Source organism: Solirhodobacter olei (assembly GCF_004010155.1).
Lineage (GTDB): Bacteria > Pseudomonadota > Alphaproteobacteria > Rhodobacterales > Rhodobacteraceae > Solirhodobacter > Solirhodobacter olei.
Map to the genome: position 1 here is coordinate 46,360 of NZ_RRYH01000018.1, position 23,965 is coordinate 70,324.

General features: G+C 68.9%; 19 protein-coding genes. 5 read left to right on the forward strand and 14 right to left on the reverse strand.

All coding sequences use genetic code 11. The features are described 5' to 3' along the window. Positions 1 to 65 precede the first annotated feature (65 nt). Entirely contained in the window at positions 66 to 1,871 is a 1,806-nt protein-coding gene (gene edd / locus EIP85_RS13850) for a phosphogluconate dehydratase (RefSeq protein WP_127902785.1), read from the forward strand. A 138-nt stretch (positions 1,872 to 2,009) separates the two neighbouring features. Further along, positions 2,010 to 2,651: a bifunctional 4-hydroxy-2-oxoglutarate aldolase/2-dehydro-3-deoxy-phosphogluconate aldolase gene (locus EIP85_RS13855; protein WP_127902786.1), complete on the forward strand. Its 642-nt coding sequence runs from the start codon at positions 2,010 to 2,012 to the stop codon at positions 2,649 to 2,651. A gap of 45 nt (positions 2,652 to 2,696) precedes the next feature. Here the strand turns inward: EIP85_RS13855 and EIP85_RS13860 are convergent, their stop codons facing one another. From EIP85_RS13860 to EIP85_RS13900, 9 genes are all read right to left on the reverse strand, one after another. Further along, positions 2,697 to 3,473, reverse strand: a complete 777-nt coding sequence (locus EIP85_RS13860) for an enoyl-CoA hydratase-related protein (RefSeq protein ID WP_127902787.1) — start codon at positions 3,471 to 3,473, stop codon at positions 2,697 to 2,699. 65 nt (positions 3,474 to 3,538) lie between these two features. Next, positions 3,539 to 3,994 carry a cytochrome c-type biogenesis protein gene (locus EIP85_RS13865; protein ID WP_127902788.1) on the reverse strand — a complete coding sequence of 152 codons (456 nt, stop codon included), beginning with the start codon at positions 3,992 to 3,994 and terminating at the stop codon, positions 3,539 to 3,541. Next, positions 3,991 to 5,964 carry a heme lyase CcmF/NrfE family subunit gene (locus EIP85_RS13870; protein ID WP_127902789.1) on the reverse strand — a complete coding sequence of 658 codons (1,974 nt, stop codon included), beginning with the start codon at positions 5,962 to 5,964 and terminating at the stop codon, positions 3,991 to 3,993. Before EIP85_RS13870 ends, EIP85_RS13865 begins: the two co-directional genes overlap by 4 nt. Positions 5,965 to 6,110: 146 nt before the next feature. After that, positions 6,111 to 6,620 carry a holin family protein gene (locus EIP85_RS13875; RefSeq protein ID WP_127902790.1) on the reverse strand — a complete coding sequence of 170 codons (510 nt, stop codon included), beginning with the start codon at positions 6,618 to 6,620 and terminating at the stop codon, positions 6,111 to 6,113. Continuing rightward, a complete protein-coding gene (locus tag EIP85_RS13880) occupies positions 6,611 to 7,222 on the reverse strand; it encodes a holin-associated N-acetylmuramidase (protein WP_127902791.1) in 612 nt (203 codons plus the stop codon). Before EIP85_RS13880 ends, EIP85_RS13875 begins: the two co-directional genes overlap by 10 nt. A 293-nt stretch (positions 7,223 to 7,515) precedes the next feature. Next, positions 7,516 to 7,968: a cytochrome c maturation protein CcmE gene (gene ccmE, locus EIP85_RS13885; protein WP_127902792.1), complete on the reverse strand. Its 453-nt coding sequence runs from the start codon at positions 7,966 to 7,968 to the stop codon at positions 7,516 to 7,518. Positions 7,969 to 8,049: 81 nt separating this feature from the next. After that, entirely contained in the window at positions 8,050 to 8,862 is an 813-nt protein-coding gene (gene murI / locus EIP85_RS13890; protein ID WP_127902793.1) for a glutamate racemase, read from the reverse strand. Between the two features lie 36 nt (positions 8,863 to 8,898). Beyond that, on the reverse strand, positions 8,899 to 9,774 hold the full coding sequence (locus EIP85_RS13895) for a lysophospholipid acyltransferase family protein (protein ID WP_127902794.1): 876 nt from the start codon (positions 9,772 to 9,774) through the stop codon (positions 8,899 to 8,901). Positions 9,775 to 9,868: 94 nt separating this feature from the next. After that, positions 9,869 to 13,291: an indolepyruvate ferredoxin oxidoreductase family protein gene (locus EIP85_RS13900; protein ID WP_127902795.1), complete on the reverse strand. Its 3,423-nt coding sequence runs from the start codon at positions 13,289 to 13,291 to the stop codon at positions 9,869 to 9,871. 158 nt (positions 13,292 to 13,449) lie between these two features. On the opposite strand from EIP85_RS13900, the gene EIP85_RS13905 reads away from it, so the two are divergent. The 3 genes from EIP85_RS13905 (at position 13,450) to purL (ending at position 17,485) form a co-directional block, all read left to right on the forward strand. Then, positions 13,450 to 14,346: a LysR family transcriptional regulator gene (locus tag EIP85_RS13905; RefSeq protein ID WP_127902796.1), complete on the forward strand. Its 897-nt coding sequence runs from the start codon at positions 13,450 to 13,452 to the stop codon at positions 14,344 to 14,346. Between the two features lie 478 nt (positions 14,347 to 14,824). Beyond that, a complete protein-coding gene (locus tag EIP85_RS13910) occupies positions 14,825 to 15,211 on the forward strand; it encodes a hypothetical protein (RefSeq protein ID WP_127902797.1) in 387 nt (128 codons plus the stop codon). A gap of 114 nt (positions 15,212 to 15,325) precedes the next feature. After that, on the forward strand, positions 15,326 to 17,485 hold the full coding sequence (purL, locus tag EIP85_RS13915; protein WP_127902798.1) for a phosphoribosylformylglycinamidine synthase subunit PurL: 2,160 nt from the start codon (positions 15,326 to 15,328) through the stop codon (positions 17,483 to 17,485). A gap of 323 nt (positions 17,486 to 17,808) precedes the next feature. On the opposite strand, the gene EIP85_RS23410 is transcribed toward purL, so the two are convergent. The 5 genes from EIP85_RS23410 to sciP form a co-directional block, all read right to left on the reverse strand. Next, complete coding sequence (locus tag EIP85_RS23410) at positions 17,809 to 17,931, reverse strand: hypothetical protein (RefSeq protein WP_277749305.1); 123 nt, start codon at positions 17,929 to 17,931, stop codon at positions 17,809 to 17,811. A 110-nt stretch (positions 17,932 to 18,041) separates the two neighbouring features. After that, on the reverse strand, positions 18,042 to 20,132 hold the full coding sequence (gene recG / locus EIP85_RS13920; RefSeq protein ID WP_127902799.1) for an ATP-dependent DNA helicase RecG: 2,091 nt from the start codon (positions 20,130 to 20,132) through the stop codon (positions 18,042 to 18,044). Next, on the reverse strand, positions 20,132 to 22,411 hold the full coding sequence (gene ligA, locus EIP85_RS13925) for an NAD-dependent DNA ligase LigA (RefSeq protein ID WP_127902800.1): 2,280 nt from the start codon (positions 22,409 to 22,411) through the stop codon (positions 20,132 to 20,134). Before ligA ends, recG begins: the two co-directional genes overlap by 1 nt. A 346-nt stretch (positions 22,412 to 22,757) precedes the next feature. After that, entirely contained in the window at positions 22,758 to 23,462 is a 705-nt protein-coding gene (ctrA, locus tag EIP85_RS13930; RefSeq protein ID WP_127902801.1) for a response regulator transcription factor CtrA, read from the reverse strand. 95 nt (positions 23,463 to 23,557) lie between these two features. After that, entirely contained in the window at positions 23,558 to 23,836 is a 279-nt protein-coding gene (sciP, locus tag EIP85_RS13935) for a CtrA inhibitor SciP (RefSeq protein ID WP_127902802.1), read from the reverse strand. Between the last annotated feature and the right edge of the window lie 129 nt (positions 23,837 to 23,965).

A 23,965-nucleotide genomic window follows, 5' to 3' on the forward strand; every position in this document is an offset into this window, starting at 1 on the left:
TGTTAGAGCGCAGCCGAACCTGACTGCCCGCCGCCGCCTCCGACCGGCCCAAGAAAGGAGCGCCCATGCCCCTCGACAGCACCATCGCCCGCGTCACCGACAGGATCCGCGCCCGTTCCGAGGCGCCCCGCCGCCGCTATCTCGATCAGGTCGCCCGCGCGGCCGAGGCAGGTCCGGCCCGGGCGCATCTGAGCTGCTCGAACCAGTCGCACGCCTATGCCGCGTCGGGCGAGGACAAGCTTTCCCTCGCCCAGGGCCGGGCGCCGAACATCGGGATCGTGACCGCCTATAACGACATGCTCTCCGCCCATCAGCCTTACGAGCACTACCCGGATCTGATCCGCGCCGCTGCGCGCCGCGCCGGGGCCACGGCGCAGGTCGCGGGCGGGGTGCCCGCGATGTGCGACGGCGTCACCCAGGGCCAGCCAGGAATGGAGCTTTCGCTCTTCTCGCGCGACGTGATCGCCCTGGCCGCGGGCGTGGCCCTCTCGCACAACTGCTTCGACGCGGCGCTCTACCTCGGGGTCTGCGACAAGATCGTGCCGGGCCTGGTCATGGCCGCCGCCACCTTCGGCCATATCCCCGCGGTCTTCCTGCCTGCCGGCCCGATGACCTCCGGCATGCCGAACGACGAGAAATCCAAGGTCCGCAACCGCTTCGCCGCCGGCGAGGCGACGCGCGAAGAACTGATGGCGGCCGAGATGGCGGCCTATCACGGGCCGGGCACCTGCACCTTCTACGGCACCGCCAACACCAACCAAATGCTGATGGAGTTCATGGGCCTGCACCTGCCCGGCGCGAGCTTCGTGAACCCGAACACGCCGCTGCGCGAGGCGCTGACAACGGCCGGCGCCGAACGCGCCGCCCAGATCACCGCGCTGGGGAACGACTACCGCCCCGTGGCCGACATCCTGGACGAACGCGCCTTCGTCAACGGCATCGTCGGGCTGATGGCGACGGGGGGCTCGACGAACCTCGTCCTGCACCTGCCCGCCATGGCCCGCGCCGCCGGCATCCTGCTGGATCTCGAGGATTTCGCCGAGATCTCGGCGGTGACGCCGCTGATGGCCAAGGTCTACCCGAACGGACTGGCCGACGTGAACCATTTCCACGCCGCGGGCGGGCTCGCCTTCCTGATCGGCGAACTGCTGGAGGCCGGCCTCCTCCACCCCGACGCCAAGACCGTCGTGGGCGACGGCCTTGCGCTCTACGCCAAGGAACCGAAGATGATCGACGGCGCGCTCAGCTGGGCCGATGGCCCGGCCACGACGCTGAACGACAGGATCCTGCGTCCGCATGAAGCGCCGTTCCAGCCGGAGGGCGGGCTCAAGCAGCTTTCCGGCAACCTCGGCCGCGGCGTCATCAAGGTCTCCGCCGTCGCCCCCGAGCGGCACGTGATCGAGGCCCCCGCCCGCATCTTCCACGACCAGGAAGAGGTGAAGGCGGCCTTCAAGGCGGGAGAGTTCACCTCCGACACCGTGGTCGTGGTCCGCTTCCAGGGCCCCCGCGCCAACGGCATGCCGGAACTGCACTCGCTCACCCCCACGCTTTCGGTCCTGCAGGACCGCGGGCTCAAGGTGGCACTGGTGACCGACGGCCGCATGTCCGGCGCCTCCGGCAAGGTGCCGGCTGCGATCCATGTCTCCCCCGAGGCGGCAGAGGGCGGCCCGATCGCCCGGCTGCGCGACGGCGACCGCGTCCGCCTCGACGCCAACGCCGGCACGCTTGAGGTCCTCGCCGAGGACTTCGACAGCCGCCCGGCGGTCCAGGCGGACCTGTCCGCCAACACCCACGGCATCGGCCGCGAGCTTTTCGAGGTCTTCCGCCAGAACGCCGGCCCCTCGACGAGCGGCGCCGCGACGGTGGTCTGACACGGGCCGCCGCCCCGGGCACCAGGCCGGGGCGGCAGGGCAAAAAATCTCTTGCCTCCGGCGGGAGTATTTGAACCAAGAAGAAGCAGCCGGCGCCCCGCGCCGGCGCGAAGACCCACGACGCCCGAAGGAGGCTCCATGACCCCGCAAGACGCATCGACCAAGGCCGCGGAGATCTGCCGCCTCGCCCCCGTCGTCCCGGTTCTCGTCATCGACGATCTCGCCCATGCCCGCCCGCTGGCCGAGGCGCTGGTGGCCGGCGGCCTGCCCGCGCTCGAGGTGACGCTGCGCACCCCCGTGGCGCTGGAGGCGATCCGCATCATGGCCGAGGTCGAGGGCGGCGTCGTCGGCGCCGGCACGCTCTTGACCCCCGCCGATGTCACCGCAGCCAAGGCCGCGGGCGCGCGCTTCGGCGTCTCGCCCGGCGCGACGGACCGCATCCTCGACGCCTGCGAGGGCGCGGACCTGCCGCTCCTGCCCGGCGCGGCCACGGCCTCTGAAGTCATGGCGCTCTACGAACGCGGCTACACGGTGCAGAAGTTCTTCCCGGCAGAGGCCAACGGCGGCGCCCCGGCGCTGAAAGCCATCGGCGCGCCGATCCCGCAGGTGAAGTTCTGCCCCACTGGCGGTGTCAGCCCCAAGAACGTCGCCGACTACCTCGGCCTGTCCAACGTGCTTTGCGTCGGCGGCAGCTGGGTCGCGCCGAAGGAGCTGATGGCCAAGGGCGACTGGGAGGGCATCACCGAGCTTGCCCGCGCCGCGAGCCTGCTTCCCCGCTGAGAGAGCCGGGCCCGGGTCGGGCCCCCGGCGGCCCGGCGGGCGCGCTCAGCGCCCGCTGAACCGGGCCTTGCGCTTTTCAAGGAAGGCCGCAACCCCTTCGCGGAAATCCTCCGTCAGCCCGCAATGCGCCTGAAGACGCGCCTCGACGCCAAGCTGGCTCTCGAAATCATTCGCCATCGCCGCCCGGACGGCGGCCTTCAGCGCGCCATGCGCCAGCGTCGGCCCCTCCGCCAGCACCCGCGCCCGCGCCTGCCAATGGGCGGCGAAGACATCGTCCGGCACCGCCTCCCAGATCATGCCCCAGTCGACGGCCTGCCGCGCCGTCACCGGCTCGGCGAACAGCATCGCCCCCATGGCGCGGGCGAAGCCCACCTGCCGCGGCAGCAGCCAGGTGCCACCGGCATCCGGCATCAGCCCGATCTTGGTGAAGGCCTGCACGAAGACCGCGCTCTCCGCCGCGATCACCACGTCGCAGCAAATCGCGAGGTTCGCCCCTGCCCCTGCCGCCGCCCCGTTCACCGCCGCGATCACCGGCAGCGGCGCCGCCGCGATCGCCTTCAGCATCGGCTCGTATTCGTCGCGCAGCACCTGCTCCAGATCGCCGGTGCCGAGCGCTGCATCGCTGAGGTCCTGCCCCGAGCAGAAGGCCCGCCCCGCGCCGGTGATCACCAGCGCCCGCGCGCCATGGCCGGGGGCCTCCTCCACCGCCCGGGCGATCTCCGCCCGCATGGCCGAATTGAGCGCGTTCATCCGCTCCGGCCGATCGAGCGTGATCACGCCCACGCCCTCCGCCGTCTCGTACCGGATCGTGTCGAATGCCATCGCCGCCTCCCTTGATCGGGTCGACTATGCCGCGCGCCGCGCGCTTCGACCAGCGGGACGGCGCGTCATTCCTTCAGGATCTGCGCCAGCCGCGCCTCGTCCTCGGCCGAAAGCGCCGGGGTCTCCTCCCCCTGCCGCTTGCGGCGGCGCAGGTAGACCGCGACGAGGCCCAGCCCGAAGATCAGCATTCCCGGCGCCGAGCCCCAGAGGATCAGGTTCGCCCCGTTCGCCCGCGGCTTCAGCAGCACGTATTCGCCGTAGCGGTTGACGATGTACTGCACGACCTGCTTGTCGGTATCCCCGGCCAGCAGCCTCTGCCGCACCAGCACCCGCAGATCATGCGCCAGCGCCGCGTCGCTGTCGTCGATGTTCTCGTTGCGGCAGACGAGGCAGCGCAGCCCCTGCGAGATCTTCTCCGCCCGCGCCTCCAGCGCCGGGTCCTTCAGCATCTCGCTCGGCAGCACCGCCTGCGCCGCGAGCGGCGCGAGCACCAGCGCCAGGATCAGCGCCAGCCGCCTCATTCCGCCGCCACCTGCGCGGCCTCCGGCTTGCGGGCGCCCGCCGCGACGCGGTAGCGCCGGTCGGTCAGGCTCAGCAGCCCGCCCAGCCCCATGAGGATCGCGCCAAGCCAGATCCAGTCGGCGAAGGGCTTGATGTAGCTGCGGGTGTCGTAGCCGCCATCGGCCTGTTCGTCGCCCACAACGATGTAGAGATCGCGGAAGATCCCACGCGAGATCCCGGCATTGGTCGTCGGCATCCCCGCCACCGGGTAGAAGCGCTTCTCGGGATGCAGCTCCGTCACCAGCGCGCCGGCACGGCTGACCTTCACATCGGCCACCGTGGCGCGGTAGTTCGGCCCCTGGGCCTTGTGCACGTCATTCAGCGTCACCGTGTAGGGGCCAAGCGCGAAGCTCTCGCCGACCTTGGTCACGCGGATCACCTCGACCTGCCAGGCCAGCACCGCGCAGACCCCGAAGATCGCGATGCCAAGCCCGCCATGCGCCACCGCCCGCCCCCAGTCGGCCCGCGGCAGCCGCGCCAGCCGCCCGAGCCGCGCCCCGACAGGGCCACGCCCCGACCGGCTCAGCAGATCGACGACCGAGCCCGCCACCAGCCAGGCGCCAAGCCCCAGACCCACCGGCCCCAAGGCCGAACGCCCGGTCTGCATCGCCCAGGCCAGCGCGCCAAGCGCCACCGCCAGCGCCACCGCCGCCCAGAGCGGCCGCGCCACCCGCGCCAGCCGGGCCCGCTTCCACGGCATCAGCGTGCCGAAGGGGATCATCACTGCAAGCGCGATCATCAGCGGCGGGAAGACGAGGTTGAAATAGGGCGGGCCCACCGAAAGCTTCCGGTCGAAGGCCATCTGCGCGATCAGCGGCCAGACGGTGCCGACGAAGACCACCAGAGAGGCCACGGCCAGCAGCACGTTGTTCAGGATCAGCGCCGTCTCCCGGCTCACCACGCCGAACAGGCCCTTGGCCTCCATCGCGCCCGCCCGCGCGGCATAAAGCGTCAGCGCGCCGCCCATGAAGACGCCAAGGATCGCGAGGATATAGATCCCGCGCTGCGGATCGTCGGCGAAGGCGTGAACCGAGGTGATGACGCCCGAGCGCACCAGGAACGTCCCGATCAGCGAGAACCCGAAGGCGAGGATGGCCAGCAGGATCGTCCAGCTCTTCAGCGCCTCGCGCTTCTCCACGACGATGGCGGAATGCAGCAGCGCCGCGGCGAAGAGCCACGGCATCAGCGAGGCGTTCTCCACCGGGTCCCAGAACCAGAACCCGCCCCAGCCCAGCACGTAATAGGACCACCAGGACCCCATCGCGATGCCGATCGTCAGGAACATCCAGGCCGCCAGCGTCCAGGGTCGCACCCAGCGCGCCCAGGCGGCGTCCACCCGCCCCTCGATCAGCGCGGCGATGGCGAAGGAGAACGCCATCGAAAGCCCGACATAGCCGAGGTAGAGGAACGGCGGATGGAAGGCGAGGCCGGGATCCTGCAGAAGCGGGTTCATCCCCTGCCCGTTCATCGGCGGAAAAGCCAGCCGCACGAAGGGGTTGGAGGTGAACAGGATGAAGATCAGGAACGCCACCCCGATCGAGGCCTGAACCGCCAGCACCCGCGCCTTCAGCCGCGGCGGAAGGTTCCCCCCGAAGACCGCCGCCGCCGCCCCGAAGCCCGACAGGATCAGCACCCAGAGCAGCATCGACCCCTCGTGGTTCCCCCAGGTGCCCGCGATCTTGTAAAGCAGCGGTTTCAGCGTGTGAGAATTCTCCACCACCACGCGAAGCGAGAAATCGTCGGTCACATAGGCCCACATCAGCGCGAAGAAGGCATAGGCGATCAGCAGGAACTGAGTCGTCGCCGCAGGCTCCGCAACCGCCATCCACCCGGTCCAGCCCTTCTGGGCGCCGATCAGGGGAATGACCATCTGCAGGACCGCGACGGCGAGCGCCAGCACGAGGGCGAAGTGACCGAGTTCCGTAACCATGGCGCGATCATATTCGGACCCGCACGGGCCGCCAATGGCCCTGTGCGCCGATGTCGCGGTCGTGCAGTCACTTTTTGGGCGACCGGCAGCGATCCGTGACGCAGCCCCGCCCGGCGCCCCAGCGCCGGGCTGCGCCTGCCTGCCCCTCAGCGCATCCGCCCCTGCTCCCACTCCGCAAGGGCCGCATTGTCCCCGGCCAGCGCCGCGGCCTCCGGTCCGGGCACCGGCGCGGGCCGCGGCGCGGACGACGCCGCCCCCCGCCCGGCGCGGAAATAATGCGCCTCCCGCGCCCCGAAGTAGAACGACACCACCGCGCCCAGCAGCCACCACAGCGGCTCCGGCACCTGGTCGAGCCCCTGCATCCGCAGCGAGAACCCCGCCGGATCCGCCATCGCGTAGATGAAAAGCCCCAGCGTGCCGAGCGCCAGCAGCGGCCGCGGCAGCCGGTTCAACCCGTTCACGAAGCGGTCGAACCGCCCCGTCCCCGTGCTTGAGAACTCCGCCCCCGCCTCTGCCAGCGCGGCCTCGTAGGCGACGGCCGAAAGCGCCATCTCCTGCGTCCGGTTGGGCGTGAACACCTCCGCCAGCCGCGCCGCCGACTGGCCCACGGCCTGCGCCGCGTCGCCCAGCCCCAGCACCTTCCCGATCAGCCCCATGCCGCGCACCTCCCCGCATGCTGTTCCGCCGTCAGCCGGTATCGCGGCGCGATGAAACTCTCAGCCCGCATGATCCAGCCGCCCTTGCCGCCATCCCGCGCCCGGGCGAATTTCCGCAGGGCCGGCCGGGCATCGGCCAGCGCGTAGTAAGTGTTCCGCCGCGCGATCCCGTAGGCATCGACGATATGCCCCGGCGCCTGCGCCGCCGCGTTCCGCGCCGCCCCCGCCGTCTGCGGCCCGACCACGCCATCCACCGCGCAGGCAAAGCCCATCCGCGTCACCAGACGCTGCAGCAGCCGCACCGCCTCGGCCCCGGCATTGACGTACATGTCGAAGACCTCCGGCTGCAGCGGTTCCGGCAGCAGGTCCAGCCGGGGCGCGCGGAAATACTCCGCCACGAAGATCTCCGCCGCCCGCTGCGACGTCAGCGCCTTGAGATCGGCCACCGTCACCGCCCCGTCGCCGTCGAGGTCCAGCTTCAGCCGCCGCAGGGTCGCCAGCGTCACCCCGTGGTTCGTCGGCCCGCCCGGATCGGCGGGATCGTCGACAAAGCCCCCCTCCCGGGCAACGATCTGGCGGGCAATCTCCTCGACACGGTCCATGGCGCTCCCCCGGCTCTGATCGGGGAAGCCTCCTGCGGGAGGGTTAACACCGCCCTTGGGCACCGCACGCTGCCCCGCCCGGCGGCGGGCGGCCGGACATGTTCGGAACGCCGGACCGGTGCGAAAGCGGTGCAAAAGCGGTGCTTTTACGGTATTCTCTTTTTTCCGCCACTTCAGTGGGTTGGAAGACGAGATGCAGAAACGCCCCGGATCCCGGGGCGCTGCCTCAACACCGCTTTAACGATTGCCGCCCGCGTCCGGGCCTCGCCGCCCGCGTCCGGGCCGCGCCGGCGTCAGCTCGAACCGGGCTTGACGTACATGCCGTCCTTCTTCAGCGCGTCGAGCACCTCGCGCGGCATGTAATTGGCGTCGTGCTTGGCAAGGATCTGCGTCGCGCGGAACACCTTGCCGTTCCACGTCCCGGTCGCCACCGTCCCCTTGCCGCCCTCGAAAAGATCGGGCTTGGCCGAGGCGCCGACATAGTCCACCGGGATCTCCTTCTTGCCGTCGGTGACCACGAAGGTGAAATCCACCCCGTCCGTCGGCTTGATCGAACCGGCCTTCACAAGCCCGCCGACCCGGAACACCTCGCGGGGTGAAATATGCTCGCTAAGTATCTGGCTTGGCGTGCGAAAATAGTTGATCCCGCCGCGCAGCGCATAGCCGATCATGGCGGTGGAAACCGCCAGCGACACCGCCGCAACGACGATGATCTGCACCCGCCGCTTCTTCTTGAGCCCTTTCATCGCGCCTCCGACTCGAGCCGGAAAAATGTGGACCCGCCTCGCGCCCCTGTCGAGGGGCCTGCGCCAATCGGTAGCATGGTCTCAGGCCGCCTCGAAGCGGATCGGCCGGCGCAGAAACTGCACCGCCTTGTCCGACACATAGGCCGGGTTGCCCGTCGTCAGGAAGCGGGAGGCCGTGCCCGGACCCAGGAACTCCGGATGCCGGGCAAGGTAATCGGCCAGGCTCTCCGCCACCAGCGCGGCCTGCGAATAAAGCCGCACCTCCGGACCCAGCGCGGCCTGGAACACCTGCTGCATCAGCGGGTAATGCGTACAGCCCAGGATCGCCGCCTCCGGATGCGGCATCCGCCGTTTCAGCGCCTCGACATGGCTGCGCACCAGCGCCTCGGCCAGGATCTCGTCGCCCTGCTCGATCGCGTCGACCACGCCCGCGCAGGGCTGCGCCTCCACGTCCACGCCGATGGCGCGGAACGCCAGTTCCCGCTGAAAGGCGCGCGAGGCCACCGTCGCCGGCGTCGCGAACAGCGCCACATGCTTCACCTCGACTTCGCGCGGGGGGGAGTTGTCGCCCCACTGCCGCTCGGTCAGCGCCTCGATCAGCGGCACGAAGACACCCAGCACACGCTTGTCGCCCGGGACCCATTTCTCCTGCATCCGCCTCAGCGCGGCGGCAGAGGCCGTGTTGCAGGCCAGGATCACCAGGTCGCAGCCTTCCGCCCACATCCGTTCGACCGCGGCGCAGGTCAGCTCGAAGATGTCGTCCGGCGTGCGCACCCCGTAGGGCGCATGGGCGCTGTCGGCATAATAGACGAAGGGCACATCCGGCAGCCGCCGCGTCACCGCGTCCAGCACCGTGAGCCCGCCGAGCCCCGAATCGAAGATCCCAACCGCCATCGCCCGTCTCCTGCCCCGCCGGCAGGTGCGCCGGCGTCAGCCCTTGTACTTCTCGTCGAACTCGTAGCCGAGATCGAAGGATTTGAGGGGCCTCGGGGACAGTTCGTAGGTCGAACGGCGCAGGAAATCCATCATCTTCTTCGGGTCGCACTTGAGCGGCGCCAGCCGTGCGGCGGGGATCGGCTCACCCACCACCAGCCGCACTGGTCCGCCCACCCGGCGGCCGAATTCCTTGATGAGCAGCGCCAGCCGCAGCGTCGGGTGCAGGTGGCTCGCAAGCTGGAAAAGGCGGCTGTTGTGACCGTCGAAGAACACCGGCACCACCGTGGCGCCCGATCGCGCGATCATCTTCGCGGTGAAGTTCCGCCAGCCCGGGTCCATCGGCTGCCCGAAGGGTTTCAGCGCGGTCGAGACGGTGCCGCCCGGGAACACTCCCACGGCGCCGCCGCGGCCGAGATAGTCGAGCGCCGTCGCCCGCGTTTCCAGGTTCAGCCGCGTGGCCTCCCGCGTCTCGTCGAAGGAGATCGGCAGCACCACCTCGTCAAGCTCGCGCGCGCGACGGAAGACGTTGTTGGCCAGGATGCGGAAATCGCCGCGCATGCGGTCCAGCAGCAGCCCCAGCATCAGCCCGTCGAGGATGCCGTAGGGATGGTTCGCGATCACCACCAGCGGCCCGTTCGCCGGGATATGCGACAGCGACCCGCCGGCAAGCTCCAGCGTCAGCCCGTAGCGCGCCGCGATGACCTCCCAGAAGCTCTGGCCGCGGGCGACCTCATGCTCGTAGCCGCCGGCGCGGCGGATCAGGCGGAGGCGGCCGGTGGAATTCTCGATCGCCCGGATCATCACCCGTCCGCTGCGCGAACGCGCGGAATGGGCGTAGCTGATCTCGCTGGTGACCCGGTTGGATTTCATCACGCGACTCGATGACCGTTTGCGGCGCGCTGATAGCGCGCCGGGGGTATTTTCTCCAGCACGAATGAAGGTTTCGTGACGTCGCCCCCTGCGGCTATTGCGCCGCCTCCCGCACCGGCTCGCCGCCCGCCCGGAACCGCGCCATCAGCGCCGCGCGCCGCTTTGCGATCTTCTCGGCATTGGCGGCCTTCACCGGCCCGAAGCCCCGCAGCTGCAGCGGCAGCTCGGCGATCTCGACCGCGATATCCAGCGTCTCCGGCTTCAGGCCCCCGAGAACCTCGGCCATCTCCGCCTCATAGGCCTTGATCGCCGCGCGCTCCGCGCGCCGCTCCTGCGAGCGGCCGAACGGGTCGAGCACCGTACCGCGCAGCCGCTTCATCGACGCGAGAACCCGGAAGAGCCGCAGCACCCAGGGCCCGAATTCGCGCTTCGCCGGCCGCCCGCCCGCGCCCTTGTGGCCGAAGATCGGCGGGGCCAGGTGGAAGGTCATGCGGAAATCGCCGCCGAACTCTTCCTGCGCTTTCTTCGCGGTCTGCAGATGCAGCCGGGCGACCTCGTATTCGTCCTTGTAGGAAAGGAGCTTGTGATAGGCCTTCGCCACCGCCTCCTTCAGCTTCGGCTCCTCGAACCGGTCGACGAACTTCCGGTAGCGCGCGGCATAGCGGCGCGACTGGTAGGCCTTAAGGTGATCGGCGCGGAACGCGATCTTCTCGGCCAGCGTCTTCGGCAGGGCGACCACCTTGGGCGCGGCTTTCGCGGCGGCCTCCTCCGGATGCACCACCGCCCAGCGGCCCAGTTCGAAGGCCCGCTTGTTGGCCTCCGCCGCCGCGCCGTTGAGCTCGATCGCCTTCAGGATCGCCTCCTCGGATAGCGGGATCAGCCCGTTCTGCCAGGCCGCGCCGAAGATCATCATGTTGGAATAGATCGAGTCGCCCAGAAGCGCCCGCGCCAGTTCCGACGCGTCGAAAAGGCTCAGCCGCTCCTTCAGCCGCGCTTCAAGACCAAGCTCCAACCGCCCGAAAGGCAACTGGAATTCCGTGTTGCGGGTGAATTCCCCGGTGATGATCTGGTGGCTGTTGACCACCGCGCCTGTGCGCCCGGTCGTCATCAGCCCCAGCGTCTTTGCCCCGGCAGTGGTGACCAGATCGCCGCCGATCACCGCGTCGGCCTCGCCCACCGCGACGCGCACGGCGGATATATCCTCCGGCCGCTCGGCGATCCGGCAGTGGATATGCACCGCGCCGCCCTTCTGGGCGAGGCCGGCCATCTCCATCATCCCCGCGCCCTTGCCGTCGAGATGCGCCGCCATGGCCAGGATCGCGCCCACGGTCACCACGCCGGTCCCGCCGACGCCGGTGATCACCACGTTATGCGTGCCCCGGATCGCGGGCAGCACGGGCGCCGGCAGGTCCGGCACCTCCACCACCCGGGTCGCCGCCTTCTTCACCTTCGCGCCCTGCAGCGTCACGAAGGACGGGCAGAAGCCGTTCAGGCAGGAGAAATCCTTGTTGCAGGACGACTGGTCGATCGCCCGCTTCCGCCCCAGCTCCGTCTCCACCGGCACGATGGAGACGCAGTTCGACTGCACCCCGCAGTCGCCGCAGCCCTCGCAGACATCGGTGTTGATGAACACCCGCTTGTCGGGGTCCGGGAACTGCCCGCGCTTGCGCCGCCGCCGCTTCTCGGCCGCGCAGGTCTGGATGTAGATGATGGCAGAGACGCCCTCGATCTCGCGGAAGCTCTCCTGCACCGCCATGAACGCCTCGCGCTCGTGGAATTCCACCCCCTTGGGGAATTGCGAAAGCTCCGGCTTCTCCTTCTCGTCATAGACAATGGCGATCCTCTTCACCCCCATCGCCTGGATCTCGCGGGCGATGCGGTCGGCCGAAAGCCCGCCCTCGTTCTTCTGTCCGCCGGTCATCGCCACGGCGTCGTTGAACAGGATCTTGAAGGTGATGTTGGTTCCGGCCGCCAGCGCCGCCCGGATCGCCTGCGCGCCGGAATGGTTGTAGGTGCCGTCGCCGAGGTTCTGGAAGACATGCGCGCGCGTCGAGAACGGCGCCTCGCCCACCCAGTTCGCGCCCTCGCCGCCCATCTGCGTGAACCCCATGGTGGAGCGGTCCATCCACTGCACCATGTAATGGCAGCCGATCCCGGCATAGGCGCGGCTGCCTTCCGGCACCTTGGTCGAGGTGTTGTGCGGGCAGCCCGAGCAATAGTACGGCAGCCGCGCCGCGATGTCCTGCGCGTTATCGGCTTTCCGTGCCTCTTCAAGGCGTTGCAGCCCGGCCCTCAGGCGGTCCGTGCCGCGCCCCTCCTCCACCAGGATCTCGCCCAGCTTCTCGGCGATCAGGATCGGGTCGAGCGCGTAACGCGTCGGGAACAGCTCCATCCGCCGGCCGTGTTCCCAGGTGTCGCCCTTGTGCCAGCCGTAGACGCGGCGGCCTTGGCGATCCTCGAAGATCGCCTCCTTCACCTGCACCTCGATCAGCTTGCGCTTCTCCTCGACCACCACGATCAGGTCGAGCCCCTCGGCCCATTCGTGGAACGAGGTCATGTCCAGGGGCCAGGTCTGCGCCACCTTGTAGGTGGTGATCCCCAGCCGTTCGGCCTCGTCGGCGTCGATCCCCAGAAGGCTCAGCGCATGGACGAGGTCCAGCCAGTTCTTGCCGGCGGCGACGAAACCGATCTTGGCGCCCGGCTTGCCCCAGACGCGCTTGTCCATCCGGTTCGCCCGGGCGAATTCCTCCGCCGCGAACCGCTTGAAGTCGATCATCCGCGCTTCCTGAAGTACCGGCGTGTCGACCAGGCGGATGTTGAGGCCGCCGGGCGGCATCTTGAACTCGGGCGTCACGAACTGCAGGCGGTTCGGGTCGCCATCGACCACCGCGGTCGCCTCGATCGTGTCCTTCATCGTCTTAAGCCCGACCCAGACGCCTGCGAAACGGCTCAGCGCCCAGCCGTAAAGGCCAAGGTCGAGGATCTCCTGCACCCCGGCGGGCGAGACGATCGGCATGTAGGCGTCCAGCATTGCCCAGTCGGACTGGTGCAGCGTGGTGGAGCTTTCGCCGGTATGGTCGTCCCCCATCGCCATCAGCACACCGCCCCTGGGCGAGGAGCCGGCCATGTTGGCATGCCGCATCACGTCGCCCGAGCGGTCGACCCCCGGCCCCTTCCCGTACCAGAGCGCGAAGACCCCGTCGAACTTGCCCTCGCCCCTGAGTTCCGCCTGCTGGCTGCCCCAGACGGCGGTGGCGGCGAGATCCTCGTTCAGGCCCGGCTGGAACAGCACGTCGGCCGCCGAAAGCTCCTTTTTCGCCCGCGCCATCTGCAGGTCCACCGCGCCAAGCGGCGAGCCGCGATAGCCCGTCACATAGCCCGCCGTGTTCAGCCCCGCCGCCCTGTCGCGCGCCTTCTGCATCAGCATCAGCCGCACCAGCGCCTGTGTCCCGTTCAACAGAACAGGTGATTTTTCCAGGTCGAACCGGTCGGAAAGCTGGACATTCTGAAGGCTCATGGCGCATCTCCCCAAGGCGCTAGGAACCCCTCAATGGTAGGTCAAAAAAGCTGACCTACAAAGAACTTCTTGTTCAAAAAAGTCATTTACAAGCCAGATTTCCTCACTAGGTAAGCGGCGGCCATGTTAGCGTCCGACAAATAAAACAGAGTTGCGTGATGGATTGGGACAAGCTCAGAATCTTCCATGCGGTGGCCGACGCCGGCAGCCTCACCCATGCAGGTGATGCGCTGCACCTGTCGCAATCGGCCGTCTCGCGCCAGATTCGTGCGCTCGAGGAAAGCCTGAAGACGACCCTCTTCCACCGCCATGCCCGCGGCCTGATTCTCACCGAACAGGGCGAGCTGCTGTTCGAGGCGACCTCGGCCATGGTCAAGCGCCTCGACGCCGCCGAGGCCCGCATCCGCGATACCGAGGACGAGGTCTTCGGCGAGCTGCGCGTCACCACCGCCACCGGCTTCGGCACGCTCTTCCTCGCCCCGCGGCTCTCCAAGCTCTACGCCCGCTACCCCGACCTGAAGATCGACCTGATGCTGGAGGAACGCGTCCTCGACCTGCCGATGCGCGAGGCGGACGTGGCGATCCGCATGAAGGAGCCGAGCCAGGCCGACCTCATCCGCAAGCGGCTGATGAACATCCGGATGCGGCTCTACGCCTCCAGCCAGTACCTCGACGAGCGCGGCACGCCCGTGGAGCTGGAGGATCTGTCGCATCACCGCCTGCTCTGCCAGGCGCCGCACACCCCCCAGGTCGCCGCCGGCGCCGCGCTGACGCAGACGTTGATGGCCTACAACATCGCCTCGACCCTGACGGTGAACAACTATTTTGGGGTGCTGCAGGCGGTGCTGTCGAACCTCGGCATCGGCGTCCTGCCGGATTACCTGACCAAGGATTTCCCGCATCTCGTTCGCGTCCTGCCGGATGTGGAGTCCACCGAGGTCCCGGTGTTCCTCGCCTATCCGGAGGAACTGCGCCATTCCAAGCGCGTCGCAGCCTTCCGCGACTTCGTGATCGAGGAGATCGTCGCCCACCGCCAGCGCCAGGACGCCGGCTGAGACGACGGTCCCCGACGCGCCACGGCCACATATGCGACAAATGCATAGCGGCCATGATGCTGCATCAGCATCATTTCCCTTGAACCAAGCGCCGTGGAACCCTAACTGCACTGCAGAAGGATTTGATTGACACTGTCTCAAAGCCTTCTACCTCCCTGTTGGACTTGGGCCGAGCTTTTGCTCGGCCTTTTTTTTGCTTTTGCGCCGGGCTGCCGGAATTTGCCGCAGCGCAGCGCCGGCCTGCCGCTTTGGCGGGCGGTCTGCGGATCGGGGCACGGCTTCGGATAAATCTCAAAACACCCAGGGGTTGCATTTTTCCAGACCTCCACAACAATGCCGCGATGAGTATCCGGTTTTCGCCGAATTCATCACGCAACCGTGAGGCATCACCGATCCGAACCGGGAAGGATCGCCCGAGGCCGCAGAAGCGCCTTCTGGCCCACCCCCGTCCTGGCGCCTGCGAACCAGAGGATGCTTCATGACCAAGGCAGTGAAGAACATCACGCACATGGGTCCCCCCATCGCGCTTCCGCCGCGGGCGCCTTCGGTTTCCGACCACCCCGCCAGCTCCGGCGGCATCGGCAGCGCGACAGACCAGGCCGACTTCCTGGCCTGGGCGCGGGCGAAGCACATCGGCGTCACGCTGGTCTCCGCCGACGGCCAGACGCTGGGAACGGTAGAGGACGTGCGCCTGGCCGAGGCCGGGCTTCTCCACCTCGCCATCCGCCCGCATCCGGGGCTGGGCCTCCGCCCCGCACAGGTCTGGCTGAAGCTGCGCCCCGCCGGCCGTCCGGGCCGGACGATCGAGATCGCGCTCACCGCGGCGCAGTTCTCCAGCACCGCGGCGCCCCGGCTCGAGGCGTGATCCCGGTCGGCCCTTCCCCTGGCAAGGGCCGCCACATGTCGGTTTCGGGCACTTTCTCCCTTCCCTCCCAAACACCCGCCGCCTAAAAGGCGCCAAACGAGGTGGGAGCGCCGGATGGAAGAGCCGAAGATCACCGAAGACCTGATCGCCGCGCACGGGCTGAAGCCCGACGAATACGCCCGCATCCTGGAGATCATCGGCCGCGAGCCGAGCTTCACCGAGCTCGGCATCTTCTCGGCCATGTGGAACGAGCATTGTTCCTACAAATCCTCCAAGAAATGGCTCCGCACCCTGCCCACCAAGGGCCCCCAGGTCATCTGCGGCCCGGGCGAGAATGCCGGCGTCGTCGACATCGGCGACGGGCAGGCGGTGATCTTCAAGATGGAGAGCCACAACCACCCCTCCTACATCGAACCGCACCAGGGCGCGGCGACCGGCGTCGGCGGCATCCTGCGCGACGTCTTCACCATGGGCGCGCGTCCGATCGCGGCAATGAACTCGCTCTGCTTCGGTGAACCGTCGCATCCGAAGACCGCACATCTTGTGAAGGGCGTGGTCGAGGGCGTCGGCTCCTACGGCAACGCCTTCGGCGTGCCGACCGTCGGCGGCGAGGTCCGCTTCCACCGCTCCTACAACGGCAACTGCCTGGTCAACGCCTTCGCGGCCGGCCTCGCCGATGCCGACAAGATCTTCTACTCCGCCGCCTCAGGCACCTCGATGCCCGTGGTCTACCTCGGCGCCAAGACCGGCCGCGACGGCGTCGGCGGCGCCACCATGGCCTCGGCCGAATTCGACGAGACCATCGAGGAGAAGCGCCCCACCGTCCAGGTCGGCGACCCCTTCACCGAAAAGCGCCTGCTCGAGGCCTGCCTCGAACTCATGGCCTCCGGCGCCGTGATCTCGATCCAGGACATGGGCGCCGCCGGCCTCACCTGCTCCGCCGTCGAGATGGGCGACAAGGGGGGCCTGGGCATCCGGCTCGACCTCGACCGCGTCCCCTGCCGCGAGCGCGGCATGACCGCCTACGAGATGATGCTCTCGGAAAGCCAGGAGCGGATGCTCATGGTGCTTCGGCCCGAGAAGGAGGCCGAGGCCAAGGCGATCTTCGACAAATGGGATCTCGACTTCGCCATCGTGGGAGAGACCATCCCCGAGGACCGCTTCCTCATCATCCACGGCAACGAGACCAAGGCCGACCTGCCGCTGTCCAAGCTCTCCTCCACCGCGCCGGAATACGACCGGCCCTGGATCCCCACCCCGGCGCCTGCCGAGATGGAGCCGGTGCCCCAGATCGACCCGGTCGACGGGCTGAAGGCGCTGATCGGCGCCCCGAACTACGCCCGCAAGTCCTGGGTCTGGGAGCAGTACGACAGCCAGGTGATGGCCGATACCGTCCGCGCCCCCGGCCTCGGTGCGGGTGTGGTGCGGGTGCATGGCTCGGGCAAGGCGCTGGCCTTCACCTCCGACGTGACGCCCCGCTACGTGAAGGCGAACCCGCTTCAGGGCGGCCGCCAGGCGGTGGCGGAGGCTTTCCGCAACCTCGTCGCCTGCGGCGCGCGGCCCCTCGCCGCCACCGACAACCTGAATTTCGGCAACCCCGAGAAGCCCGAGATCATGGGCCAGTTCGTCGGCGCCATCCAGGGCATCGGCGAGGCCTGCACCGCGCTCGACATGCCGATCGTCTCCGGCAACGTCTCGCTCTACAACGAGACCGACGGCACCGGCATCCTGCCCACGCCCACGATCGGCGCCGTGGGGCTTCTGAACACGCTCGATGACCTGATCGCCGGCGCCCCCGTGGCGGGCGAGATCGCGCTCCTGATCGGCGAGACGGCGGGCCACCTCGGCCAGTCGGCGCTTCTGGCCGAGGTCTTCAACCGCGAGGACGGCGACGCCCCGCCGGTCGACCTCGCCGCCGAGCGCCGCAACGGCGACTTCCTGCTGGCCAATCGCGCGCTTTTCACCGCCGCGACCGACCTCTCCGACGGCGGCCTCGTGCTCGCCGCCTTCGAGATGGCGCAGGCGGCGGGGATCGGCCTCACGCTGGAAAGCGCCGAGACCGGCTTCCTCTTCGGCGAGGATCAGGCGCGTTACCTCGTTTCCTGCTCCTTCGACCAGGCAGAGGCGCTGACCGTCGCGGCCGGCAGGGCCGGTGTCCCGATCACCGCCGTCGGCCGCTTCGGCGGCGAGACAGTGAAGATCGGCGGCTCCGAAGCCCCCCTGGCGGAACTGACGGAGATTTACGAGACCGCCTTCGAACGCGCGGTCGGCTAATCCCCCGCCGTAGGGTGCGCATTCATTGCGCACCTCCTCCCCCCAATTTCGGCCCGAAACAGCGGGCGCTTCTGGTGAGTCATCGCCCCGGCAAACCGAAGGGGTTCATTACCCCATAAACGGACAGACCCTCCTCTCCGCCAGCGCCCCCCCTGCGGACGATCGCCGGCCCTCCTCATCGCCTCTCCCCAACCCCATAAAAAACCGCCGCACTTCCGGACGGAAGGCGGCGGCAGTGGCGTGTCTCGGGCGCCAGGGGCGGGATGGCCTCGGGGCATCTTGGGGATGGATGCGAAGGCGCCGGGCAGAGACCGCAGGCAGGATCAGATCAGGGAAGGCAGCGCCAGCCCGACGACAAGGATCGCCACCAGCGCCACGACACCGGCAGCATCGGCCGCAAGCCCGGGGGCGGTACGTTCGAGAACGGATTTCCATTCGGCGATCATCGGGCATCTCCCTGCTGAGTTGCCCCTTTGTTCTCACATGACCGAGATCAAGTAAAGAACTTTTTGAGAACATATGTGAACAAGAAGTTAACGCCGCGCAAACGCGGCCCCTAGCCGACCCCCATCAGCCGGATCGCCCTGTCTTGCTCCATCAGCCAAAGAAGCACCCGCGCCGCCTTCCCGCGCGGGCTGGCCAGCGTCGGATCGTCGGCCAGCAACTTGCGCGCATCGGCCTGCGCCACCGCCATCAGCCCCGCCTGCCGCTCCAGGTCCGCGATGCGGAACCGCGGCAGGCCGGACTGCGCCGTGCCGATCAGATCGCCCGCGCCGCGCATCGCCAGGTCCTCCTCGGCGATGCGAAAACCGTCATCGGTGTCGCGCAGCACCTGCAGCCGGCGCTGCCCGCCCTCCGTGAGCGGCGGCTGGTAGACCAGCAGGCAGGTCGAGGTCAGACTGCCCCGCCCCACGCGCCCCCTGAGCTGGTGCAGCTGCGCCAGCCCGAAGGTCTCCGCCCGCTCGATCACCATGATGGAGGCGTTGGGCACATCGACCCCGACCTCGATCGCCGTGGTGGCGACAAGCACCTTGGTCTCGCCGGCCGCGAAGCGCGCCATCGCGGCATCCTTCTCCGCCGGTGGCAGCTGGCCGTGGACCAGCCCCACCACCCCTTCCCCCAAGGCCGCGCGCAGTTTCGTGAAGCGATCCTCGGCGGCGGCAAGGTCGCTCACCTCGCTCTCGCCCACCAGCGGGCAGACCCAGTAGGCCTGCCGCCCCTCGTCCACGGCGCGGCGCAGATGCGCCACCACCTCGTCCATGCGCCCGGCAGAGATCAGCGCCGTCGTTACCGGTTTTCTGCCCGCCGGCTTCTCGTCGAGGACCGAGACATCCATGTCGCCGAACTGCGCCAAGCTCAGGCTGCGCGGGATCGGCGTCGCCGTCATCACCAGCATGTCGGCGGCCAGGCCCTTCTCGCCCAGCTCCATCCGCTGGGCGACGCCAAAGCGATGCTGCTCGTCGACCACGGCCAGCCTGAGGTCGCGAAACACCACGTCCTTCTGGAACAGCGCATGCGTGCCCACCAGCACCTGGATATCGCCCCGCGCCAGCGCCGCAAGCTTCGCCGCCCGCTCGGCCCCCTTGTCGCGTCCGGTCAGGATTTCCATCACCACGCCCGCCGCCTCCGCCATCGGGCGCAGGCTGGCGAGATGCTGGCGGGCGAGGATCTCGGTCGGCGCCATCATCGCGCCCTGCCCGCCGGCCTCGACCGCGATCATCAGCGCAAGACAGGCGACAAGCGTCTTGCCCGCCCCCACATCGCCCTGCAGCAGCCGGTTCATGCGCAGGCCGGATGCCATGTCGCCCGCGATCTCGCCCAGCGCCCGCTCCTGCGCGCCGGTCGGGCGGTAGGGAAGCGCGGCCAGAACCTTGCGCTGGAGCGCGCCCGTCCCCTCGCTCGCTCGCCCCTTGCCGCGCCGCACCGCCGCGCGCGCCAGCGCCAGCGTCAGCTGATGGGCCATCAGCTCGTCATAGGCCAGCCGCGCCCGCGCGGGCGCCGCCGGCGCCAGATCGCCCGCCGATCCCGGCGCATGGGCCGCGGCCACGGCGGCATCCCAGTCCGGCCAGCCCTCGCGCATCTTCAGCGCGGGATCGATCCACTCGGCCAGCGGCGCCAGCCGCGTCAGCGCCCCCGCCACGGCCTTCGCCATCACCTTCTGGCTGACCCCCGCCGTCAGCGGATAGACCGGCTCATAGGCGGGCAGCTCCCCCGCCTCCTCGGGGCGCAGGACGTGATCGGGATGCACCATCTGCGCAATCCCGTCGAACAGCTCCAGCTTGCCAGAAACCACACGCCGCTGTCCGACCGGCAGAAGCTTCTGCAGGTAATCCGCCTTGGCGTGGAAGAAGACCAGCTGGAATTCCACCTTCTCGTCCCGCACCGCCACGCGATAGGGTCGTCCCTTCGTGCGCGGCGGGAAATGCGCCGCGACCTCGACCTCGACAGTCGCGACGCAGGGCGGCACCACGTCGCGGACGGACGCCTTCCGCGCCCGGTCCACCCCCGCATAGGGCAGCGTCAGGATCAGGTCCCGTGGCCGCTCGATCTCGATCGCGGCCAGCGCCTCGGCCGTCTTCTTGCCGACGCCGGGCAGCGTTTCCAGGCTCGCGAAGAGCGGAAACAGGATCTCCGGCCGCCCCGCCATCACGCCTCGCCGATCAGGGCGAGCCAGGCATCCTCGTCGATGACCTCGACGCCCAGATCCGCGGCCTTCGTCGCCTTCGACCCCGCCCCCGGTCCCGCGATCAGCAGGTCCGTCTTGGCCGAGACGGAGCCCGCAACCTTGGCGCCCAGCGCCTCCGCCCGGGCCTTGGCCTCGGCCCGCGTCATCTTCTCCAGCGTCCCGGTGAAGACGAGCGTCTTGCCCGCCACCGGGCTCTCCACCGCGCCGCGCGCCACCACCGGCTCGATCTCCAGTTCCGCGACCAGCCGGTCGATGGAGGCCCGCTCCGCCTCCTGATGGAACGCCGAGACGAGAGAGACCGCGAGCACCGCCCCGATCCCGTCGATCCCGATCAGCTCGTTCCACGCTTCGACCGAGGCTGCCGGCAGCACCGGGTCCGCCTCCCAGACGGCAGTCCGTGTCTCGGTGACCCGCGCGCGGCGGCCCTCCTCGGCGGCCGCCTGCCGCTCGGCCAGAACCGCCGCCTCCGCCTGCCCATGCCGGGCCTCGGCCGGGCGGGCCGCGTCGATCGCCGCGGTTAGCGCCTCCCAGGTGCCATAGTGGCGGGCAAGGTCCTGCGCCGCGACCTCGCCGACATGGCGGATGCCCAGCGCGAAGATCACCCGGTTCAGCGGAATGCGCCGCTTCTCCTCGATGGCGCGGAAGAGGTTGGCGGCAGAGGTCTCCCCCCAGCCCTCCTTGTTCTTCAGCTTCTGCAACGGGTTTGACCGGTCGCGCGCCGCCAGGGTGAAGATATCCGCGGGTTCCCTGATCGGCAGCACCTCGTCGTTGAAGAAGGCCTCGACCTGCTTCGCCCCCAGCCCCTCGATATCGAAGGCCGCGCGCGAGACGAAATGCTTCAGCCGCTCCACCGCCTGCGCCGGACAGATCAGCCCGCCGGTACAGCGGCGCACCGCGTCACCCTCCTCGCGGATCGCCTCGGACCCGCAATCTGGGCAGGTCTGCGGGAAGACGTAAGGCTTCGCCCCCTCCGGCCGGCGCGACAGGTCCACATCGGCGATCTTGGGGATCACGTCCCCCGCGCGGTAGACCTGCACCCAGTCGCCCTCGCGGATATCCTTGCCGCCGCGGATCTCCTCGCCCCGCGCGTTGCGCCCGGCGATGTAATCCTCGTTGTGCAGCGTCGCGTTGGAGACGACGACGCCCCCGACCGTGACCGGCAGCAGCCGCGCGACGGGGGAAAGCGCGCCCGTCCGCCCCACCTGGATGTCGATCGCCTCCAGCCGCGTCCAGGCCAGCTCGGCCGGAAACTTGTGCGCGATCGCCCAGCGCGGGGTGGTGGACCGGAACCCCAGCCGCCGCTGCAGCGCGAGGTCGTCGACCTTGTAGACCACCCCGTCGATATCATAGCCCAGCGAGGCGCGCGAGGCCTCGATCTCCCGGTAGGTCGCGAGCATCTCGTCCGGCCCGTCGCAGAGCCGCGTCAGCGGATTGGTGACGAAGCCGAAGGACCCGAGCCGCCCGATCGCGCCCATCTGCGTCTCGGCCAGCGGCTCGGTCAGCTCGCCCCAGGCATAGGCGAAGAACTTCAGCGGCCGCGCCCGCGTGATTTCGGCGTCGAGCTGGCGCAGCGAACCGGCGGCGGCATTCCTCGGATTGGCGAAGCTCTTGCCCCCCGCTTCCGCCTGCCGGGCGTTCAGCGCCGCGAAATCCTCGTGGGCCATGTAGACCTCGCCGCGGACCTCCAGCACCTCCGGCGCGCCCGGGATCTCCCGCGGGATATCGGCAATGGTGCGGGCGTTCTCGGTGACGTTCTCGCCCACCTCGCCATCGCCCCGCGTGGCGGCCTGCACCAGCCTTCCGCCCTCGTAGCGCAGCGACAGGGAAAGCCCGTCGATCTTCGGCTCGGCGGTGAACATCAGCTCCGCCTTCGCCGCGAGCCCGAGGTACTTGCGCACCCGGTCATCGAAATCCCGGATATCCTCTTCCGAGAACCCGTTCTCCAGGCTCAGCATCCGAACCGCGTGCCGGACCTTGCCGAACCCCTCCGCCAGCGCGCCGCCCACCTGCTCGGAGGGGCTGTCTTCCCGCTTCAACGCCGGAAACCGCGCCTCGATCCCGGCGTTCCGCTGCTTCAGCGCGTCATATTCGGCATCGGAGATCTCCGGCGCATCGAGCGTGTGATAGGCCACGTTCGCCGCGCCGAGGACGCCCGCGAGCCGCTCCAGCTCCGCCCGCGCCTCGGCCTCGGTAAGGTCTCCGACGGGCTTCGCCTCCGCTCCGACCGCGCTGCCGCCCATCTTCCGCCTCCACCAGGGTTCCTCCCCTTGTGATAGGCGGCGTCACCGGCAGGGTCCAGATGTCAGGATTGCATACACCCACTCCCAAGCGGCCGGGCCGGTCCCGCTTCGAAACCGGGGCGCTGCCTGGCGGTGTCACGAATCGTCAGGCGGCCCAGCTCCGGCGCCATCGGCCACCCCGACGCACGACGCCGCCGCAGGTCAGATCCAACGCGCCCCGGGCGCCACCGGCCCTGCCCCGGCCCACGCGCCCTCCCCCATTTTCTGTCCGGAAATATCCCGCGGGTCCGGGGGCAGCGCCCCCGGCCTGCCCGCCTCGCAAGGGCCCGCCTCCGGCCCCCGCCCGTCAGGCCCCGACGGCCGCGCGCGCGGCTGGCTGCGGGTCGCGCAGCACGTAGCCGCGCCCCCAGACGGTATCGATGTAATTCTCGCCCCCCGTCGCCTCGGCCAGCTTCTTGCGCAACTTGCAGATGAAGACGTCGATGATCTTCAGCTCCGGCTCGTCCATCCCGCCGTAAAGGTGGTTGAGAAACATCTCCTTGGTCAGCGTCGTCCCCTTGCGCAGGCTCAGAAGCTCCAGCATCTGATATTCCTTGCCGGTCAGATGGACAGTCCGCCCGTCGACCTCCACCGACTTGGCGTCGAGGTTCACGGCGACCTTCCCGGTATGGATCACCGATTGCGAATGCCCCTTGGAACGGCGGATGATCGCGTGGATGCGCGCCACCAGCTCCTCGCGGTGGAAGGGCTTGGTGAGGTAATCGTCCGCGCCGAAGCCGAAGCCCTTGATCTTGTTCTCGGTATCGTCAGAGCCGGAGAGGATGAGGATCGGCGTGTTGACCCGCGACATCCTGAGCTGCCGCAGCACCTCGTGCCCGTTCATGTCGGGCAGGTTCAGGTCCAGCAGGATCAGGTCGTAATCGTAGAGCCGGGCAAGATCGATGCCCTCCTCCCCCAGATCGGTGCAGTAGACGTTGAGATTTGCATGGGTCAGCATCAATTCGATGCTGCGCGACGTGGCCGGATCGTCTTCAACCAGCAGGATACGCATGCCTTCCACTCCACAACGGCCTCTTGTCGGTTAACCAGACTGCCTCCCATTGGTTAACCTACCGTTACTGTGGCGACGCGGAGACAAAATACAATCTAAAGTTGACGGAATTTTTGAATCAAAGTCACCTTCAGGGCCGAAACCCCATGTTCGCTGACCGCGCGGCACCAGCTGTCGAACTCCTCGTCGGACAGGCCATAGCGCTTCAGCGCCTCGGGCCGTCCGATCAGGCCGAAGGCGACAGCCTCCACCACCGTGGCCTTGCGGCTGGCCACCCAGCGGCGGGTCTCCGCCGGCGGCAGGTCCGCGCGGCTGAGGATCCGGCCATCCGGCAGGGTCACCTGGCGTGGTCCATCGACACGTTTGAGATACATCCGCCCAAGGCTCCTCGGTCCCGTTCGCGGCAGTGTTGCCGCCGAGCCTTAAAAGGCGGTGAAACGCGGGGCTTGAGACTAGCTCGTATTTTCCCTATCTCTTCGGCTTTCCCAGCAAGGCCCGGATGC

Coding starts and splice junctions, on each gene's coding strand:
- purL (WP_127902798.1), top strand. CDS start 15,326: ATGGAAGAGCCGAAGATCACCGAAGACCTGATCGCCGCGCACGGGCTG.
- EIP85_RS13865 (WP_127902788.1), bottom strand. CDS start 3,994: ATGAGGCGGCTGGCGCTGATCCTGGCGCTGGTGCTCGCGCCGCTCGCG.
- recG (WP_127902799.1), bottom strand. CDS start 20,132: ATGGCGGGGCGGCCGGAGATCCTGTTTCCGCTCTTCGCGAGCCTGGAA.
- EIP85_RS13855 (WP_127902786.1), top strand. CDS start 2,010: ATGACCCCGCAAGACGCATCGACCAAGGCCGCGGAGATCTGCCGCCTC.
- EIP85_RS13910 (WP_127902797.1), top strand. CDS start 14,825: ATGACCAAGGCAGTGAAGAACATCACGCACATGGGTCCCCCCATCGCG.
- EIP85_RS13880 (WP_127902791.1), bottom strand. CDS start 7,222: ATGGACCGTGTCGAGGAGATTGCCCGCCAGATCGTTGCCCGGGAGGGG.
- sciP (WP_127902802.1), bottom strand. CDS start 23,836: ATGTATCTCAAACGTGTCGATGGACCACGCCAGGTGACCCTGCCGGAT.
- EIP85_RS13860 (WP_127902787.1), bottom strand. CDS start 3,473: ATGGCATTCGACACGATCCGGTACGAGACGGCGGAGGGCGTGGGCGTG.
- EIP85_RS13900 (WP_127902795.1), bottom strand. CDS start 13,291: ATGAGCCTTCAGAATGTCCAGCTTTCCGACCGGTTCGACCTGGAAAAA.
- murI (WP_127902793.1), bottom strand. CDS start 8,862: ATGGCGGTTGGGATCTTCGATTCGGGGCTCGGCGGGCTCACGGTGCTG.
- EIP85_RS13905 (WP_127902796.1), top strand. CDS start 13,450: ATGGATTGGGACAAGCTCAGAATCTTCCATGCGGTGGCCGACGCCGGC.
- edd (WP_127902785.1), top strand. CDS start 66: ATGCCCCTCGACAGCACCATCGCCCGCGTCACCGACAGGATCCGCGCC.
- EIP85_RS13895 (WP_127902794.1), bottom strand. CDS start 9,774: ATGAAATCCAACCGGGTCACCAGCGAGATCAGCTACGCCCATTCCGCG.
- ligA (WP_127902800.1), bottom strand. CDS start 22,411: ATGGGCGGCAGCGCGGTCGGAGCGGAGGCGAAGCCCGTCGGAGACCTT.
- EIP85_RS23410 (WP_277749305.1), bottom strand. CDS start 17,931: ATGATCGCCGAATGGAAATCCGTTCTCGAACGTACCGCCCCCGGGCTT.
- ccmE (WP_127902792.1), bottom strand. CDS start 7,968: ATGAAAGGGCTCAAGAAGAAGCGGCGGGTGCAGATCATCGTCGTTGCG.
- ctrA (WP_127902801.1), bottom strand. CDS start 23,462: ATGCGTATCCTGCTGGTTGAAGACGATCCGGCCACGTCGCGCAGCATC.
- EIP85_RS13870 (WP_127902789.1), bottom strand. CDS start 5,964: ATGGTTACGGAACTCGGTCACTTCGCCCTCGTGCTGGCGCTCGCCGTC.
- EIP85_RS13875 (WP_127902790.1), bottom strand. CDS start 6,620: ATGGGGCTGATCGGGAAGGTGCTGGGGCTGGGCGACGCGGCGCAGGCC.